Origin of the sequence: Actinoplanes lutulentus (assembly GCF_003259845.1) — a bacterium.
GTDB lineage: Bacteria > Actinomycetota > Actinomycetes > Mycobacteriales > Micromonosporaceae > Actinoplanes > Actinoplanes lutulentus.
This window is the reverse complement of record NZ_QLMJ01000005.1, coordinates 117,418-135,172: the sequence shown is the minus strand read 5'-3', so window position 1 is coordinate 135,172 and position 17,755 is coordinate 117,418. Positions and strand designations below refer to the sequence as shown.

The 17,755-nt window shown below is 69.6% G+C and carries 15 protein-coding genes; 9 read left to right on the top strand and 6 right to left on the bottom strand.

Features of this window, described 5'->3' with window-relative positions:
* Positions 1–20: 20 nt before the first annotated feature.
* Both B0I29_RS13490 and B0I29_RS13485 read right to left on the bottom strand, forming a co-directional pair.
* Complete coding sequence (locus tag B0I29_RS13490; protein ID WP_245972501.1) at positions 21–782, bottom strand: ABC transporter permease; 762 nt, start codon at positions 780–782, stop codon at positions 21–23.
* Positions 779–1,687 (bottom strand): ABC transporter ATP-binding protein, encoded by a 909-nt coding sequence (locus B0I29_RS13485; protein WP_245972500.1) that lies wholly within the window; start codon positions 1,685–1,687, stop codon positions 779–781. The genes B0I29_RS13490 and B0I29_RS13485 overlap by 4 nt, the downstream gene beginning before the upstream one ends.
* A gap of 124 nt (positions 1,688–1,811) precedes the next feature.
* On the opposite strand from B0I29_RS13485, the gene rnhA reads away from it, so the two are divergent.
* A complete protein-coding gene (gene rnhA / locus B0I29_RS13480; RefSeq protein WP_111649294.1) occupies positions 1,812–2,270 on the top strand; it encodes a ribonuclease HI in 459 nt (152 codons plus the stop codon).
* Between the two features lies 1 nt (position 2,271).
* Here rnhA and B0I29_RS13475 read toward each other — a convergent pair whose 3' ends face one another.
* The gene (locus B0I29_RS13475) at positions 2,272–2,850 is read right to left on the bottom strand and encodes a hypothetical protein (RefSeq protein ID WP_146616784.1); all 579 of its coding nucleotides are present in this window, start codon (positions 2,848–2,850) and stop codon (positions 2,272–2,274) included.
* Positions 2,851–3,106: 256 nt separating this feature from the next.
* On the opposite strand from B0I29_RS13475, the gene B0I29_RS13470 reads away from it, so the two are divergent.
* The gene (locus B0I29_RS13470; protein WP_111649292.1) at positions 3,107–4,378 is read left to right on the top strand and encodes an ABC transporter substrate-binding protein; all 1,272 of its coding nucleotides are present in this window, start codon (positions 3,107–3,109) and stop codon (positions 4,376–4,378) included.
* Positions 4,379–4,388: 10 nt separating this feature from the next.
* Positions 4,389–5,351, top strand: a complete 963-nt coding sequence (locus B0I29_RS13465; protein ID WP_111649291.1) for a DNA polymerase domain-containing protein — start codon at positions 4,389–4,391, stop codon at positions 5,349–5,351.
* 552 nt (positions 5,352–5,903) lie between these two features.
* Here the strand turns inward: B0I29_RS13465 and B0I29_RS13460 are convergent.
* Entirely contained in the window at positions 5,904–6,425 is a 522-nt protein-coding gene (locus B0I29_RS13460) for a hypothetical protein (protein ID WP_111649290.1), read from the bottom strand.
* Between the two features lie 124 nt (positions 6,426–6,549).
* Here B0I29_RS13460 and B0I29_RS13455 point away from each other — a divergent pair, with 124 nt between their 5' ends.
* From B0I29_RS13455 to B0I29_RS13440, 4 genes are all read left to right on the top strand, one after another.
* Positions 6,550–7,647, top strand: coding sequence for a sensor histidine kinase (locus tag B0I29_RS13455; RefSeq protein ID WP_111649289.1), 1,098 nt, complete (start codon positions 6,550–6,552; stop codon positions 7,645–7,647).
* Positions 7,648–7,649: 2 nt separating this feature from the next.
* A complete protein-coding gene (locus B0I29_RS13450; RefSeq protein WP_111649288.1) occupies positions 7,650–8,300 on the top strand; it encodes a response regulator transcription factor in 651 nt (216 codons plus the stop codon).
* A gap of 62 nt (positions 8,301–8,362) precedes the next feature.
* Positions 8,363–11,038, top strand: coding sequence for a putative bifunctional diguanylate cyclase/phosphodiesterase (locus B0I29_RS13445; protein ID WP_111649287.1), 2,676 nt, complete (start codon positions 8,363–8,365; stop codon positions 11,036–11,038).
* Between the two features lie 34 nt (positions 11,039–11,072).
* Positions 11,073–11,705, top strand: coding sequence for a carbohydrate-binding protein (locus tag B0I29_RS13440; protein WP_111649286.1), 633 nt, complete (start codon positions 11,073–11,075; stop codon positions 11,703–11,705).
* 47 nt (positions 11,706–11,752) lie between these two features.
* On the opposite strand, the gene B0I29_RS13435 is transcribed toward B0I29_RS13440, so the two are convergent.
* Complete coding sequence (locus B0I29_RS13435) at positions 11,753–12,103, bottom strand: Hsp20/alpha crystallin family protein (RefSeq protein ID WP_111649285.1); 351 nt, start codon at positions 12,101–12,103, stop codon at positions 11,753–11,755.
* A 153-nt stretch (positions 12,104–12,256) separates the two neighbouring features.
* On the opposite strand from B0I29_RS13435, the gene dinB reads away from it, so the two are divergent.
* Positions 12,257–13,429, top strand: coding sequence for a DNA polymerase IV (dinB, locus tag B0I29_RS13430; RefSeq protein ID WP_111649284.1), 1,173 nt, complete (start codon positions 12,257–12,259; stop codon positions 13,427–13,429).
* Positions 13,430–13,445: 16 nt separating this feature from the next.
* Positions 13,446–14,201 carry a precorrin-6A synthase (deacetylating) gene (gene cobF / locus B0I29_RS13425; protein ID WP_111649283.1) on the top strand — a complete coding sequence of 252 codons (756 nt, stop codon included), beginning with the start codon at positions 13,446–13,448 and terminating at the stop codon, positions 14,199–14,201.
* On the opposite strand, the gene cobN is transcribed toward cobF, so the two are convergent.
* Positions 14,198–17,734: a cobaltochelatase subunit CobN gene (gene cobN / locus B0I29_RS13420; RefSeq protein ID WP_111649282.1), complete on the bottom strand. Its 3,537-nt coding sequence runs from the start codon at positions 17,732–17,734 to the stop codon at positions 14,198–14,200. The genes cobF and cobN overlap by 4 nt on opposite strands.
* Between the last annotated feature and the right edge of the window lie 21 nt (positions 17,735–17,755).

Here is a 17,755-nt window from a genome sequence, read left to right as displayed (position 1 = left end):
TCGATGGACAGCCGAGGGCTTTACTCCCAGCGGAAATTACGCGCGGCAGCGGTCAGGAAGACCACGGCCCACGTCCCGAGACTCAGCCAGATCGCGAACGGCACCGACGTGTCGTACAAAAGGGTGTCTCGCAAAGCCTCCGCGTGCGCGGCGAGAGGGAGCAGGAACCAGCCGGCCGTGCCGAGGTCCGGCGCGGCGAACATGATGCCGCCGACCGAGAGCATCAGAACGTAGATCAGCGTCGCGGCGCCGGTGGTCGTCTCCGGCTTGAGCACGCTGGCCAGCAGCAGGGCCAGGCCGCTGTAACCGGCGGCGGCCAGCACGGTCACCGCGATCGCCGGCAGCAACTGGTCGCCGTGCGGCCGCCAGCCGACCGCGAAACCGACCGCGCCGAGCACCAGCACCTGGAGGACGATCTGGACGAGCACCGCGGCGGTCTTGGCGAGCAGCAGGCCGGGCCGGGTCAGCGGGGACGCGCCGAGCCGCTTGAGCACCCCGTAACTGCGCTCGTAACCGGTGGTGATCGCCTGGCCGGTGAAGGCCGTCGACATCACGGTCAGCGCGAGGACGCCGGGAACCACGAAGCCGAGCCGGTCGTCGGTCGGCAGATTGGTCACCTCGAAGAGGCCGGCGCCGAGCAGGACCAGCAGCGGTACGCCCATGGCCAGCACGACGGCCTCGCCGCGACGGGCGGTCAGCAGCAGTTCCATCCGGATCTGCTTGCCGATGATGGTGCGCATCGGCGCCCGGCCGGGAGCGGGCGAGAACGTTCCGGCGCTCACTGCGAGGCTCCAACCAGGTCAGAGGTCAGGGAAAGGTAGACGTCTTCGAGCGTCCGGCGGCGACTGCTCACCGCGGTGACGTGTGCGCCGGTGGCGGCGAACCAGCCGAGCACGTCGGCGAGGGCCCGGGTGTCCAGCGCCCCGGTGATCGAGTACTCCCCCGGCGAAGCCTCCTTCGCCGGGAACGGCAAGGTCAGGAGATCAAGGCCCGGGTCGGCGCGGACCTCCAGCAGGTCGATCCCGGCGGCGGCCGTGAGGGACGCCGGGGTGCCGGTCGCGGCGATCTTGCCGGATTTCATGATCACGACGTCGTCGGCGAGGCGTTCCGCCTCGTCCAGCAGGTGCGTGGTGAGCAGGACGGACACGCCGTCGGCCCGCAACTCCTCGATCAGCTGCCAGGTGGTGTGCCGCGCCTCGGTGTCCATGCCGGCGGTCGGCTCGTCCAGGAAGACCAGCTCGGGGCGGCCGACCAGGGCCACCGCGAGGCTGAGCCGCTGCTGCTCGCCGCCGGAGAGCCGGCGGAACCGGGTCCGCTCCACCTTTCGCAGGCCGAGCCGGTCCATCAGCATGCCGGTGTCCAGCGGGTTCGCCGCGAAGGACGCGAACAGCCGGAGGATCTCGCCGGCCGCGGCCCACGGGTAGACGCCACCGGACTGCAGCATGATGCCGAGCCGAGGCATGAGCTCGTCGTGGTCGCCGACCGGGTCCAGGCCGAGCACCCGGGCCGAGCCCGCGTCCGGCCGCCGGAAACCCTCGCAGACCTGGAGCAGACTGGTCTTGCCCGCGCCGTTGTGGCCGAGCAGCGCCAGGACCCGTCCCCGGGGCATGCTGAGTGACACTCCGCCGACGGCCGTCTTCTCGCCGTAACTCACCACGACGTCGCTTAATTCAACCGCCGCGGCCACGTCGCCACCCACCATTGAGCTCCCTTGAGAATCGCCGCCCACGGCAACCATACGGCTCAGGCCGACAGGCACGAACCACCGCAGTCCCGCGGGATGTCATGCCTCACCCTTATTCTCACTGACCATGAGCACGGTCGTGGAGATCTACACCGACGGCGCCTGCGCGCCGAACCCCGGTCCGGGCGGCTGGGGCGCCGTGCTGCGTTACGGACGCGCCGAGAAAGACCTGTGCGGCGGCGAGGCGACCACGACCACCAACAACCGGATGGAGCTGATGGCCCCGATCCGCGCGCTGGAGTCGCTCAACCGGGCGCCGCTGACCGTCGACGTCTACACCGACAGCGTCTACGTGCGCGACGGCATCACGAAGTGGGTGTCGCGCTGGCGGGCGAACGGCTGGCAGACCTCCGCCCGTCAGCCCGTCAAGAACGTCGACCTCTGGCAACGCCTGGACGAGGCGGTCCGCCGCCACGAGGTGCGCTGGCACTGGGTGAAAGGCCACGCCGGGCACCCGGAGAACGAGCGCGCCGACCAGCTCGCGACCCGGGGCCTGCGCGAAGCGGTCGAGGCCGCCAAGGCCTGATTCAGATCTTGTCGGCGTTCCGCGGACGCGGAACGGGCGGCTTGCCATCCCCCGGCTGAGCCACCTTCGCACGCGCCACCCGGTCCGGCGGCAGCCGATAGGTCGCGGCCCGGACCAGCTCCTCAGGCACGGTGTGCTTGCCTTCCCTCGCGACTCGCGGCGGCGGAACCGGCTCCGCCGGAGCGGACCACTGCGGGTCGGGCAGCGTCGAGTAGGTCACCCCACCGGGTGCCGCCGGCTCCGGCAAACCGGGCGGCAGCTGCGCCTTCGGCGCAGGGAAGCTCTCCGCCTCCGGCTCCTTCTTGGGTACGGGATCCTTCTTGGGTACGATTTTTGGCGCCGTTTTCTCCGGGACCGGCACCGCCGCTCGTGCCGAGGCCCGCTCGCGTCGCCGGCCCGCTGCTCGTGCCGCCATGCTGAACACGCTGCTGGTGCCCGTCGCGTACCCGTCGCGGTAGGCCTCCGCGCGGTCCGCGCCGTGCTGGCGCCGCTGGTGGAGCCGGCCGGCCGCGTAACCGCAACAGGCCACGAACACGGCGAGCAGGACGAAGAGGATCACAAGGTCGCCTGGAGCCGTCATGACTTGATTGTGACGAAGTGGATAGACCGTGAGCTATGGCCCGTTTGACGTACCCCGAAGGAATTAGCGCGAAGGCTCAACCTTGTTCACCATCGGTTGTGATCTCTACTGCAGGGTAACCAGTGGTGGGGAACGCATCGCCCGAGGTCAAGATCTAAATGGTCACTCTGCGTACTACTGCGGCGATAGATCACGAGTTGACACATTTGCGAATTGAGCGGCACGGTACTCCCAGTTGTCCACGAGGGGGTTGGCCATGCGCTACACGCGACGTGCTCTGGCGGCATTCGCCGGGCTCGTCCTGCTGACGACGGTGGCCGCGTGCGGCTCCGGCGACGAGGACTCCGGCGCGGCAAAGGTGGAGGTCTTCACCTGGTGGGCCGAGGGCGGCGAGAAGGCCGGACTGGACGCGCTGGTCAGCAGGTTCACCGCGGAGTGCCCCGGGCAGCAGTTCACCGACGGCGTGGTCGCGGGCGGCGCCGGCATCAACGCGAAGCAGGTGCTCACCGCCCGCCTCGCGCAGAACGACCCGCCGGACACGTTCCAGGTGCACGCCGGCGCGGAGCTGACCGACTTCATCGACGCCGGCAAGGTCCAGGACCTGACCACCGAGTACGACGCGTGGGGACTGCGCCAGGCCCTTCCCGAAGGCCTGGTCGACGACCTCACGGTCAACGGCGAGATCTACTCGGTACCGGCGAACGTGCACCGCGCCAACGTGGTCTGGACCAACCCGCAGGTCCTCTCCGATGCCGGCATCAACACCACGCCGACGACGCTTCCCGCGTTCCTGCGCGACCTGGAGAAACTCCGGAAGTCGGGCATCGAGTCGCCGCTCGCCCTGGGCCGCGACTGGACCCAGCTGATGCTGCTCGAAGCCGTGCTGATCACCAAGCTCGGCGCGGACAAGTTCTCCGGCCTCTTCACCGGCGAGACCAGCTGGAACAGCACAGCGGTCTCCGCCGCGATCAACGATTTCGACAAGCTGGTGGATTACAGCAACACCGACCGGGACGCGCTGGACTGGCCGGACGCCGAACGGCTGCTCATCGACGGCAAGGCCGGTTACCAGCTGATGGGTGACTGGGAGGCAGCCGACCTCGAGGCCAAGGGCTTCAAGGCGTACGACCACTTCACCTTCCCCGGCAACGGGAAGGTCTTCCAGTGGCTGGCCGACTCGTTCGTGCTCTCCACCGGCGCACCCAACCCGGAGGGCACCCGGTGCTGGCTCGGCACTGTCGCGTCAGCCGCGGGTCAGCAGGCGTTCAACGTGGCCAAGGGCTCGATCCCGGCGCGTACCGACACGCCGACCGAGGGCTTCTCGGGTTACCAGCTGGACGCGGTCGAGGACTGGAAGACGGCCACTCCGGTGCCGTCCTGCGCGCACGGCTCAGCCTGCTCCCAGGCCTGGCAGAACGCGGTGAACAGCGCGCTGAGCGCGTACTCCACCAAGCACCGCAGCGTCACGGCGCTGCACAAGGCGCTGGCCGCGGCCGCGAAGCAGTTCATCAAGCAGGATCAGAACTAAGCTGTGGGGTATGCCTGAGGAACGGCACGGCGTACCGCTGACCAACCTGGACCAGGAGCTCTTTCCCGAGGCCGGCGCCACGAAGCGCGACCTGGTGGACTATCTGGACGCGATGTCCGCCCGGCTGATCCCGGTCCTGCGCGACCGCCCGCTCACGGTGATCCGGGTCTTGTCGAAAGGCAAGGGCGACCCGGAACGCTTCGTGCAGAAGAACCTGCCGAAGTACACCCCGGACTGGGTGCCGCGCACCAGCATCTGGGCGGACGCGTCCCACCGCGAGGTCACGTACGCGCTCGGCAACGACCAGCGCACGCTGATCTGGTTCGGCAACCAGCGCGCCATCGAATACCACCCCGGGCTGACGCTCGCCGGCTCGCACCACCCCACCCACCTGATCATGGACCTGGACCCGCCAGAGGGCGGCGGCTTCCGGCTCGCCGTCGAGGCCGCCAAGCTGGTCCGGCAGGTGCTCGCCGATGTGGGGATGACCGGCGCTCTGAAGACGTCCGGCTCTAAGGGTGTGCACGTCTACGTCCCCCTCGAAGCGGACGCCGCCCCGGACGACGTGGCCGCCGCCCAGCGCGCCGTCGCGGCCCGCGCCGAACGCCTGGATCCGGCGCTCGCGACCACCGCGTTCATCCGCGACGACCGCCACGGCAAAGTCTTCCTCGACGCGACCCGAGCCGGCGGGGCAACGGTGGCGGCGGCGTACAGCCCTCGCATCCGCCCCGGCGTCCCGGTCTCGTTCCCGGTCGACTGGTCCGATGCCGACACGGTGACCCCAGCCGACTTCACCCTGCACACGGCGCCCGGTCTACTGGGCGACCGCGACCCGTGGGCCGAGGCGCTACCGTCACCGCAGCCGCTGGACAAGAACCTGATCGCCGAGGGCCACACCATCCCGGTAGCCCGAGTCCAAGCCATGCACGAGGGCAAACGCCGAGCCAAAGCCCGCCGCGAAGCGGAGAGCTGACCCCACCCACGCGGTTGTTCCCCTGCCGTCGTGCTGCGGCGTTCGGGCGAGCCGGTTCGGCCGGCTTGTGCTTGTGGTCGAGATTCCGGCTTTTACGCGACCACAAGCGCGAGCCGGCCTGGCTAATGGCCGGCCGGCGCGCGGGCACGCACAAGGACTCGACAGCAGTGGTCAGGGCTCACCGAGTGCGTAGGTGAGCTCTCATCCCGGCCCTGGCGTGGATGAAGTCCCTTGGGCGCCCCGCATCAGGCCCTGTGCTGGGTCCGGCTGGCTGTCGGTGCTGTCTCGTACCCGAAATCAGGTCGTCTGGTCCACCACATGCCCTCGGTCGAACCCGAAGTCGACACACACCCCGCGTGCCAGGCCGTCGTGTCGACTTCAGGCGCAATTCGCACCCCAACTCGACACGCATCCGGGCCGGTGCGGGCGCTTCACACCCAGCGCGGTCGACCTTGTGAGCTTGCGGTCAGCAGGACGGCACAAACTCACAAGATCGCGAATGGGGGGCGGCGGCAGGCAGCTACGGCCAGCGGACCAGGGCGGGTCGGCGGGTTAGCGGGTTAGGGCGGACCAGAAGGTGGCTGTGGGGCGGGCCTGGTGGGTGGCCGGCTCGCCGATGGCGAATTCGCGGTTCAGCCAGTCCGGGAGGTCGGCGCCGTAGACGATCACGTCGGTCTGGTAGATCGACAGGACCGGGTGACCCGGTATCGCCGCGGGGAGATATCGGTGCGCGTAGAGCGGGATCATCCTGGGAGCGATCAGCAGGCCGGCCCGGGCGGCGGCCAGGCGGTCGCCGAAGGCGGGGCCCCAGCCTTCGTACCAGAAGTCGTTCTCGGCCACGTCGAAGAGGACGCCGTCGACCGGGGCGGTCAGCGCCTCGCGCAGGGCGGAGCGGTCGGGTGAGCGCCAGTCCGGCCAGCCGACGCCGGTGGGTACGCCCGCGGCGAGGAACTCGCGGTGGTCCGGAGCGAACGTGAAGCCGAACTCCCGCTCGATCCCTCCCAGTTCAGAATCGGACAGGCCGGGCGCGATGGAGAAGCGGCCGGAAGCGGCTAGCAGTTCCGCGGCGGTCACTCCGTTACCTTAACCAGCAACGCGGCATACATCGAATGGTGTATCTCGTACGCGGGAGGAGTGGATGCGGGTGACGACGGCGGGACGACGCGCTGACCTGCCCGGCGACCCTAACGTCCCGGACATGCCTACCAAGAACTTCACCTATGCGGCCGCCGCTCTCACCCTCGCGGGTGTCCCGGCCGGCCTCGCACTCACCGGCGGCAACGTGGACGCGGTGTTCACCGGGCCACTCGCGGCCTCGCTGGCACTGGCGATGCTGTTCAGCCACCGATGGCCCCGGTCCGTGCTGGCCTTCTGTCTGGTCAGCGTCTTCGCGTTCCGCAGCGCCGGACTGATCGACTACTCCGCCATCTGGCCGGCGACGGCCGCGTTCGTGGCGGTCGTGCTCAGCGGCCGGATGAGGTCCGCCGTCGCGATCGGCGCGTTCTCCGTCGTCTACTGGGCCAACTGGGACGTCACGGCCGGCTCGCATTCGATGAACTGGATGTTCGCCCATCTCGGCGCCGAGACCCTGGTTCTGGCGACGTCACTCGCGGGCGCGGCCGCGTACCGAAGTCAATCGCGCTGGCGCATCGAGGTGGCGCACCGGATCACGCAGGATGAGCGGCAGCGAGAGATCGACGCACGCCGCAGGCGGGCGGAGGAGCGCGTGGAGATCGCGCGTGACCTGCACGACGTGGTCTCGCACACGCTGGCCGTGGTGGGTGTGCATCTGAACGTCGCGATGGACTCCTTCGAGGCTGATCCCGAGGAGGCGCGGGCGTCGCTGAAGCTCGCGCAGGAGGTGCGCAACCGGGCGATGGTCGACCTGAAAGCGCTGGTCGGCGTGTTGCGCGAGGGCGAGGTTCCGGCGCTGGAGAGCTTGGAACAGCTGGTTGATCAGGTACGCACGGCCGGCATGACGGTGTCTCTGAACGAGTTCGGCGACCCGGTCGAGGTGCCCGCGCCGGTCGCGACCGCCGTCTACCGGGTGGTGCAGGAGTCGCTCACGAACACCGTCCGGCACGCCGGGGCGACCCGTGCCGTGGTGACCCTGCGTTACTCGCCGACCCGGGTGGTGGTGGATGTGCAGGATGACGGAAAGGCGGCGGAAAAGGTCGTTGACGGGCATGGCATCGCCGGCATGCGGGAACGGGTGGCGGCGCTGGGCGGGGCCCTGACGGCTGGTCCTGATAAATCCGGATTTGTGGTTCGAGCCAGCATTCCTGTCGGGAGTTGAGAGTGCCGATCACCGTTCTTCTCGCCGACGACCAGCACCTGGTCCGCGCCGGTTTCCGCAGCCTGCTGCGCCGCGGGCGGGACATCGACGTCGTCGGCGAGGCCTCGACCGGTGATGAGGCGATCCGCGCCGCCCGCACCCTCGATCCGGACGTCATCCTGATGGACATCCGGATGCCCGGCATGGACGGGATCACCGCCACGAGACAGATCCTGAGCTCACAGGACACCAAGATCATCATCTTGACGACGTTCGAGACCGACGAGTACGTCTTCTCCGCCCTCGCCGCCGGCGCCAGCGGCTTCCTGACCAAGGAGATCGACCCGGACGGCCTGCGCAACGCGGTCCGTGTCGTCGCGGCCGGCGACGCGCTGCTCTCCCCCAGCGTCACCCGCCGGGTGGTCGGCCAGTTCGCCCACCGCCCGGTCCCGGCCGCCGCGTCGCCCGGCGGTGATCGGCTGGCCGTGCTCACCGACCGCGAGCGCGAGGTCGTCCGGCTCGTCGCCACCGGGCTCGCCAACGACGAGATCGCCGCGAAGCTGGTGATCAGCCCGCTGACCGCGAAGACCCACGTGACCCGGGCCATCAGCAAACTGGGCGTCCGTGACCGGGTGCAGCTGGTGATCGTCGCGTACGAGGACGGCTTGATCTGAGATTTCTCTCAGCCCGGCCCCCGCGTGCCCGATTTCCAGGTACCACGGAAACGGAGGCTTCGATGACACGCAGCATGAACCCAGGGCGCCGGTGGGCGCTCGCCTGCGCGCTGATCGTCGCCCTTCTCGCCGTTTCCCCGGTGATGCTCGGTTTCGGCGGCGCGGCCGTCTCGTTCGTCGCGCTGCCGGTCGCGGCGGCCGCCGCTGCCGCCGCCTGCCTGTGGCGATCACGGCAGTTCACCGGGCGTACCCGGGTGGGCTGGACGACGCTGGCGGCCGGGATCTTCCTCTGGGGCGCCGGGCAACTCCAGTTCCTGATCAACACCGGTGGGACCGTCGAGACCGGTGTGGTCACCCCGAGCCTCACCCTGATCGGCATGATCGTGCTGGTCCCGGCCGGGCTGCTGATCATGCCGAGCAGCGCGCAGCCGCTGGCGAACCGGATCCGCAGCGTTCTCGACGGCCTCATGATCGCGACCTCGCTCGTCCTGGTCGCGTGGGTCTTCGCCGCCGGGCTGATCGCCGACGCCGGTGTCGGGCTGCCCTTCTACCTGACGCTGGCCTTCCCGGTCGGCGACATCGTGATCGCCACGATGGCGGCGTACATGCTTCCGCAGCAGCGCCGGCGGCACGGCTGCGGCGCTGACCTCGCCTTCTTCGGCGCTGGCATGCTCGCTTTCGCGATCTCCGACATCGGGTACGCGTACCTCGGCCTCGTACACGACGACGGCATCGGACGGCTGCTCGACCTCGGCTGGCTGGCCGGTTACGGGCTGATCGTGGCGGGTGCGCTACGTCCCCGGGTCGGCGCCGTCGCCCCGATCGACCTGCCGCGCGGCGTCCGCACCGGTGCTGTGCTGATGCCGTACCTGGCGGTGCTGGCCGCGCTCGCCTCCAGCGTGCTGTTCCATGTCTCGACCGGGCACAGTCACCCCTTCGTCGCGTACACACGCTCGTTCCTGATCTTGTTGATCGTGGGCCGGCAGCTGCTCACCCAGCTGGAGAACCGCAGCCTGACCCGCGACCTGGAGAAGCGGGTCGCCGACCGGACCGCCGAGCTGTACGCCCGCGAGCAGCAGTTCCACGCGCTCGTCCAGCAGAGCTCCGACGTGGTGACCGTGGTCAGCACGGACGCCGACGTGATCTACCAGAGCGAGTCGGTGCAGCGGATCTTCGGGCACACGCCGCGGCTGCTCACCGGCCGCCGCCTCACCCAGCTGCTCGACCCCGAGTCGGCGATGCGGCTGGCCCAGGCGCTGCGGCAGGTCGCCGGCCGCCCGCATGCCACGACCGTCCTCGAACTGACAGTGCCGCACCGCGACGGCCGCCCCCGTCAGGCCGAGATGACCATCACGAACCTGCTCGACGACCCGCACGTGCGTGGTCTCGTGCTGAACACCCGCGACATCAGCGAGCGGATGGAGCTGCAGGAGCAGCTGGTGCACGAGGCGTACCACGACTCGCTCACCCAACTGGCGAACCGCGCCCTGTTCCGCGACCGGACCGCGGCGGCTCTGGCCGGCCCGGAGGACGTCACCGTGCTGCACTTCGATCTGGACGGGTTCAAGCGGGTCAACGACAGCCTCGGTCACCTCGCCGGCGACCAGCTCCTGGTCCAGGTCGCCGATCGGATCAAGGCATGCGTACGCGACACCGACCTGGTCGCCCGCTTCGGCGCCGACGAGTTCGGCGTGCTGCTCGCCGGGGACTCGGCCTCGACCGAAGGCGTCGCCCGGCGCATCCTCGACGACCTCGACGCGGCTGTCCTGGTCGGCGAACGGCAGATCCACGTCCGGGGCAGCATCGGCCTGGCCGGTGTCGCCGACCTCGACGCCGGGTCCGCCACCGAGCGCGCCGACCAGCTGATGCGCAACGCCGACCTCGCCATGCACCACGCCAAGTCGGTCGGCGGCAACATCTTCGCCGGGTACCACCCCCGGATGCGCGAGGGCCTGATGGAACGCCTCGAGCTCGAGTCCGACCTGCGCGGCGCCCTGGAACGCGGCGAGCTGCAACTGCACTACCAGCCCACCGTCGACCTGGTCACCCACGAGGTGGTCGGCTTCGAAGCGCTCGCACGCTGGCCGCACCCGACCCGCGGCATGATCAACCCGCTGGACTTCATCCCGATCGCCGAGGCCACCGGCCTGATCGTGCCGCTCGGCCGCTGGGTCCTGCACGAGGCCTGCCGTCAGGCCATGGAGTGGAGCAACGCCGCCGGCGGCCGCCCGCTGAAGATGAGCGTCAACGTCTCGGTACGCCAGTTCGACCAGGCCGACCTCGCCGAGACCGTTGCCGCCGTGCTCGCCGAGACCGGCATGCCCGCCGACTGCCTCTGCCTGGAGATGACCGAGAGCGTCCTGATGACCGACACCGAGGCCAACCTGGAGCAGCTGGTCCGTCTCAAGGCCCTGGGACTCACTCTCGCGATCGACGACTTCGGTACGGGATATTCGTCCCTCGCGTACCTGCGCCGCTTCCCGGTCGACACCCTGAAGATCGACCGCTCGTTCGTCGAACGCCTCGGCATCCTCGCCGACGACACGGCGCTGACCGACACGATCGTCCGGCTCGGCAAGAGCCTGGGCATGGCGACGGTGGCCGAGGGCATCGAGGAGTTCGGCCAGCTGGCGGCGCTGCGCGAGATGGGCTGCGGGTTCGCACAGGGCTACTACTTCTCCCGCCCGGTGCCGGCGTCGGAGGCGGGCCGCCTGTTCCTGGAGGGCGCCCCCGTCTGAGCGCGGCATCGGGCGCAGCGGTTACATTCTGCCGGTGGACCATCGATCTCCGAACGTCTACCGCACGCGCTCGTGGACGGCCCGTCGCCGGGTTCTGACGTCGCTCGGCGGTGTCGCGCTGGTGCTGCTGGGATACGGGCTCGGCCGCTGGCAGGACACCCCGGCCGAGGCTCTGCCACAGGTGCCGGTCGCCGCGCCCGCGAGCGCTGCCCCGGCGACCAGTGCCGCCCCGGCGCCGGTGGCGACGACGGAAAAGCCGAAACCCATCGAGTACGCGGCTCTCCAGGCCGAGTCGGCGACCGAGCTGGCCGGCGTCGAGGCGCAGGACACCGAGGACGAGGGCGGCGGCCAGAACATCGGCTGGATCAACCGGAACGACCACCTGCGGTTCGACAACTTCGAGTTCGGCGAGGTGGCGGCGACTAAGGCGAAGGTCCGGGTGGCGTCCGGCGCCGGGATCACCGGCCGTCTGGAGATCCGCCTCGACAGCAAGGACAGCGCCCCGGTCGGCGAGGTCTCGGTGAGCAACACCGGCGGGTGGCAGGTCTGGCGTACCGACACCGCGGCGCTTCAGCCGGTCACCGGGGTACACACGGTGTTCGTGACGTTCGCCGCGGTGGACGACAGCGAGTTCCTCAACGTGAACTGGATCCAGTTCGGCAGGTGAGGAGCCGCTGGGAAAGCGGCTCCTCGAACGGCTTCTCAGACGGCTTCTCAGACGCCGGCCAGCTCCCGCTGCGCCACGACCGGGATCAGCAGCGTCAGCACACCGTTGGCACAGCGCGCCTCCAGCCGGTCGACATCCAGCAACGCCGCGAGCGGGATCTCGCGGGAGTTGCCCCCCGCAGCCGCCGTGCCATCGCTCTTACGCTCGGCGCGGACGGTCAGCACCTCGCTGTCGACAGTGATGTCGATCGCGACGGGGTCGGTCCCGGGCAGGTCGATGTCGATGAAGAAGTCGTGGTCCCGGCGGTACGCGTCGAGCCTGGCACCGGACTCACGGGCCGCGAAGACCCGGGCGGTGAGGCGCGAGAGGTCGCGCACGGTCGGACTGCTGAGCAACATGACTGGTGGCCCTTCAAGGCTTGAGCTTGGGTGACTCAACTCTAGGAACCGAGAATCTCGCCTCGGGATTCCCTCAAATTACTCAGGCCAACCGGCCGCTACCAGTTATCGTGTCGGTCGCCACGATTAGAACATACGTACTATGCTGCGAATGTGATCCTGCACGCTGACCTCGACTCCTTCTACGCGTCCGTCGAGCAACGCGACGACCCCGCGCTGCGAGGCCGTCCGGTGCTGGTCGGCGGGGGTGTGGTGCTCGCGGCGAGCTATGAGGCGAAAGCGTTCGGGGTCACCACGCCGATGTCGCTGAGCCGGGCCCGGGCGCTCTGCCCGCACGCGATCGTGGTCCCGCCGCGGATGAGCGCCTACACACGAGCCAGCCGCCTGGTCTTCGAGATCTTCGACGACACCACGCCGATCGTCGAGCCGATCTCGATCGACGAGGCGTTCCTCGACGTGGACGGGCTTCGCAAGATCCGGGGCACGCCGGTGCAGATCGCCCACCGGCTGCGTGCCGAGGTGCGCGAGCGGGCCGGGCTGCCCATCACGGTCGGCGTGGCCGGCACGAAATTCCTGGCCAAGGTGGCGTCCGGCGCCGGCAAGCCGGACGGTCTGCTGGTTGTTCCGCCCGGCGAGGAGCTCGCGTTCCTGCACCCGCTGCCGGTGGAGAAACTCTGGGGCGTCGGCCCGGTCACCGCGGCCAAGCTGCGCGAGCGGCAGATCCACACGGTCGGGCACGTGGCCCGCATCGGCGAGGCGGCGCTCGTGTCGATGCTCGGCGGGCACGCCGGCCGGCACCTGCACGCGCTCGCCCACAACCGGGACCCTCGCCGGGTCAGCACCGGCCACCACCGCGGGTCGATCGGGGCGCAGTGCGCGCTGGGGCGCTCGCACGACCCCAACGTGGTGCCGATCTTGGCGGCTTTGGTGGATCGCGTCACCCGGCGGATGCGGCGGGCCCGCCGGTCCGGCCGCACGGTCACGCTGCGGCTCCGGTTCGGCGACTTCACCCGGGCGACCCGATCCCGGAGTCTCCTCAAGGCGACCATGCAGACGGAAGCGATCCTGCGGACAGCCGTCGAGTTGCTGGACGAGAACCAGTCACTGATCGCCGAGCGCGGTCTCACGCTGGTCGGGATCGCGGTGAGCAATCTTGACGGTGAGGGAAATGTTCAGATGGAATTACCTTTTCAGGATATTCCTGATAAGGATCGCTTGGATACGGCGATGGACCTGGTCCGGGAGCGCTTCGGGGCGGACGCCCTGCGCCGGGGCTCGATGATCGGGCGTGACCTCTCCCCCTCGGTGCCGCTGCTGAGCGACTGAGGCAGACTTTCTCCCCATGCGGAAGATCTACGTGATCGGGATCGGCGCCGGCGACCCGGACCATCTGACCCTCCAGGCCGCCAAGTCGATCGGCCGGACCAACGTGTTCTTCCTGATCGACAAGGGCGAGACCAAGCAGAGCCTGATCGACCTGCGGGAACGCATCATCCGGGCCTACGCGCACCCGCACAAGCGGATCATCGAGGGCCGTGACCCGGACCGTGACCGCACCCCGGCCGACTACACCGGCACGGTTGCCGACTGGCGGTACCGGCGTTCCCTGGTCTTCGAGGAGCTGATCGCGGCGAACCTCAAGGAGGACGAGATCGGCGCGTTCCTGGTCTGGGGCGACCCGTCGCTCTACGACTCGACGATCGCGATCCTCGACGAGATCCTGGCCCGCGGCGAGCAGACCTTCGAATACGAAGTGATCCCCGGCATCAGCAGCGTCTCGGCCCTCGCGGCGAAACACCGGATCGGGCTGAACCGGGTCGGCCAGCCCTATCAGGTCACCACCGGCCGCCGGCTCGCCGAGGGCTGGCCGGAGGGTGTCGACGACGTGGTCGTGATGCTCGACGCGCAGCAGGCGTTCACCGCGCATCCGGACGCCGAGATCTACTGGGGTGCCTACGTGAGCACCGAGGACGAACTGCTCGCCTCCGGCAAGGTCGCCGACGTCGGTGACGAGATCCTGAAGACCCGAGCCGCGGCGCGTGAGCGCCACGGCTGGATCATGGACACGTACCTCCTGCGGCGAAACACCCAGGACTAAGCCGGGCCGTCCTCGAGTTCGCCCTCGGTCTCCAGGTACAGCTCCTGCAGCGCCGCCAAGGTCGAGGGCTCCGGGGACTCCCACAGCTTGCGCTCGGCCGCTTCGAGCAGCCGCTCGCTGATGCCGTGCAGCGCCCACGGGTTCGACTCGCGCATGAACTTCTGGTTCTCCTGGTCGAGCACGTAATTCGCCGCGAGCTGCTCGTACATCCAGTCGGTCACCACGCCGGCCGTGGCGTCGTACCCGAAGAGGTAGTCGACCGTCGCGGCCAACTCGAACGCTCCCTTGTAACCGTGCCGCCGCATCGCGGCGATCCAGCGCGGGTTGACCACCCGGGCGCGGAAGATCCGCGCGGTCTCCTCGGTCAGGCTGCGGGTCCGTGCCTGGTCCGGGTTGGTGTTGTCACCGATGTACGCGGCCGGAGCCTTACCGGTCAGCGCACGCACCGTGGCGATCATGCCGCCGTGGTACTGGAAGTAGTCGTCCGAGTCGAGGATGTCGTGCTCGCGGGTGTCGATGTTCTTCGCGGCCACGTCGATCCGCCGGTACGCGTTCTCCATGTCCGGCCGGGCCGGCACCCCGTCGAGCCCCCGCCCGTACGCGAAACCGCCCCACACCGCGTACACCTCGGCCAGGTCGGCGTCGTCCCGCCAGTTCCGGCTGTCCATCAGCGGCAGGATGCCCGCCCCGTACGCGCCCGGCCGGGAACCGAAGATCCGCATGGTGGCCCGTCGCCAGTCGCCATGCTCGGCCTGGTCGCGCAGCGCGTGCTCGCGCACGTTGTTCAACGGCTCGTCGAGGGCGGCGACCATCGCGAACGCGTCGTCGAGCATCGCCACGACATGCGGGAACGCGTCCCGGAAGAACCCGGAGATGCGGACCGTCACGTCGATCCGGGGCCGGCCCAGCTCCTCGCTGGCGATCGTCTCCAGCCCGGTCACCCGCCGGGACGCCGGGTCCCAGACCGGCCGGACACCGATCAGCGCCAGGATCTCGGCGATGTCGTCGCCGGCCGTACGCATCGCGCTGGTGCCCCAGGCCGAGATGCCGATCGATTTCGGCCACTCGCCGCCGTGGTCGGCGCGGTAGCGTTCCAGCAGCGAGTCGGCCATCGCCTGGCCGGTCTCCCAGGCCAGTGAGCTGGGGATGGCCTTCGGGTCGACGGAGTAGAAGTTGCGCCCGGTCGGCAGCACGTTGATCAGGCCGCGCAGCGGCGAGCCGCTCGGCCCGGCGGGGACGTAACCGCCGCTCAGGGCGTGCAGCACGTGGGTGATCTCGTCGGTGGTCTTGGCGAGCCGCGGAACGATTTCGGTGGCCGCGAATTCCAGCACGCGGATTACATCCGCATTTTCCGACAAATCCGCAATGCCGGAAACAGGCCAGCCGCGCTCTTCCATCGCGATGATCAGAGCCCGTGCCTGATCCTCGACCGCGTCCGTCTCGGCGGTCGACGCGTCCTCGGCCAGGCCCAGCGCCTCGCGCAGACCGGGCAGCGCCGCGACCTTGCCGGCCCACATCTGCCGGGCCCGCAGCATCGCCAGCACCAGGTTGATCCGGGCCTCGCCGACCGGCGCGGCGCCCAGGATGTGCAGCCCGTCGCGGATCTGCACGTCCTTGACCTCACACAGCCATCCGTCGATGTGCATGATGAAGTCGTCGAACTCTTCGTCGTCCGGGCGGTTGGACAGCCCGAGGTCGTGGTCCATCTTGGCGGCCTGGATCAGCGTCCAGATCTGCGCCCGGATCGCCGGCAGTTTCGCCGGGTCGAGCGCCGCGATGTTGGCGTGCTCGTCGAGCAGCTGCTCCAGGCGGGCGATGTCACCGTACGACTCGGCGCGGGCCATCGGCGGGATCAGGTGGTCGACCAGGGTGGCGTGCGCCCGGCGCTTGGCCTGGGTGCCCTCGCCCGGGTCGTTCACCAGGAACGGGTAGATCAGCGGCAGGTCGCCGAGGGCCGCGTCGGTGCCGTCCGAAGCGGACATCCCGACGTTCTTGCCGGGCAGCCACTCCAGGTTGCCGTGCTTGCCGACGTGCACCACGGCGTGCGCGCCGAACTCGTCGGCGACCCAGCGGTACGCGGCCAGGTAGTGATGCGACGGCGGCAGGTCCGGGTCGTGGTAGATCGCGACCGGGTTGGCGCCGAACCCGCGCGGCGGCTGCACCATGACCACGATGTTCTCGTCGCGCAGCGCGGCCAGCACGATGTCGCCGTTGTCGGTGTAGAGCTCACCCGGAGCGGGACCCCAGTGCTCTTCGACGCGCGCCCGGAAGTCGGAAGGCATCGTGTCGAACCACGATTTATACGAAATTCCGGAAATGCGAACTGGATTCCCCGCCAGCTGCTCCTCGGTCAGCCAATCGGGATCCTGCCCACCAGCGGCGATCAGCGCATGGATCAGCCCGTCGCCGTCATAGTTCCCGAAATCCCCGATGCGGTAGCCAGACGCGGACAGAGCGGCCAGCAGCGCGACCGTCGAAGCCGGCGTGTCCAGACCGACCGCGTTGCCGATCCGCGAGTGCTTCGTCGGATAGGCCGACAGCATGAGAACGATGCGCCGCGAAGCCGGCGGGATGTGCCGCAGCCGCGCGTGCGCCACCGCGATCCCGGCCACCCGCGACGCCCGCTCCGGGTCGGCCACATAGACCGACAGACCCTCGGGGTCGATCTCCTTGAACGAGAACGGCACCGTGATGATCCGGCCGTCGAACTCCGGGATCGCCACCTGGGTGGCCGCGTCCAGCGGCGACAGCCCGTCGTCACTCGCCTCCCAGGTCGCCCGCGAGCTGGTCAGGCAGAGTCCCTGCAGGATCGGAACGTCCAGGTCGGCGAGCACACCGACGTCCCACGCCTCGTCGTCGCCGCCCGCGCCCGCGTTCGCCGGCTTGGTGCCGCCGGCCGCCAGCACCGTCACCACCAGGGCGTCCGCCTTGCGCAGCTCGGTCAGCAGCTCCGGCTCCGCGGTGCGCAGCGAGGCCGTGAAGATCGGCAGCGCGCGGGCGCCTTTCGCCTCGATCGCCTGGCAGAGCGACTCGACGAACGCGGTGTTACCGGCCATGTGGTGAGCGCGGTAATAGAGAACGGCGACCGTCGGTGAGCCCTCGGTGAAAGCGCGGTCCAGCACACCCCAGGACGGTGCCTCGACCGCCGGGGCGAACCCGTTGCCGGTCAGCAGCACCGTGTCGGAGAGGAAGTCGTGCAGCGAGGCGAGGTTTTCCCCGCCGCCCTGCGCGAGGTAGATGTGCGCGTCCGCGGCCACACCGGCCGGCACCGTGGAGAGCTTCATCAGATCCGCGTCCGGCAGCTGCTCACCGCCGAGGACCAGGACCGGGACACTGCCGGCGAGCAGCGCGTCCAGCCCCTCCTCCCAGGCACGGCGACCGCCGAGGATGCGGACCACGACCAGGTCGACGCCGTCGAGGAGCGCGGGCAGATCGGAGACCTGGGTCCGGGCCGGGTTGCCCAGCCGCCACTGCGAGCCACTGGCCCGGGCGCTGAGCAGGTCGGTGTCGGACGTCGACAGCAGCAGAAACACGCGATGCGCTCCCCTCGGGGT

Coding starts and splice junctions, on each gene's coding strand:
- B0I29_RS13455 (WP_111649289.1), top strand. CDS start 6,550: ATGCCTACCAAGAACTTCACCTATGCGGCCGCCGCTCTCACCCTCGCG.
- B0I29_RS13445 (WP_111649287.1), top strand. CDS start 8,363: ATGACACGCAGCATGAACCCAGGGCGCCGGTGGGCGCTCGCCTGCGCG.
- B0I29_RS13435 (WP_111649285.1), bottom strand. CDS start 12,103: ATGTTGCTCAGCAGTCCGACCGTGCGCGACCTCTCGCGCCTCACCGCC.
- B0I29_RS13470 (WP_111649292.1), top strand. CDS start 3,107: ATGCGCTACACGCGACGTGCTCTGGCGGCATTCGCCGGGCTCGTCCTG.
- B0I29_RS13475 (WP_146616784.1), bottom strand. CDS start 2,850: ATGACGGCTCCAGGCGACCTTGTGATCCTCTTCGTCCTGCTCGCCGTG.
- cobF (WP_111649283.1), top strand. CDS start 13,446: ATGCGGAAGATCTACGTGATCGGGATCGGCGCCGGCGACCCGGACCAT.
- rnhA (WP_111649294.1), top strand. CDS start 1,812: ATGAGCACGGTCGTGGAGATCTACACCGACGGCGCCTGCGCGCCGAAC.
- B0I29_RS13465 (WP_111649291.1), top strand. CDS start 4,389: ATGCCTGAGGAACGGCACGGCGTACCGCTGACCAACCTGGACCAGGAG.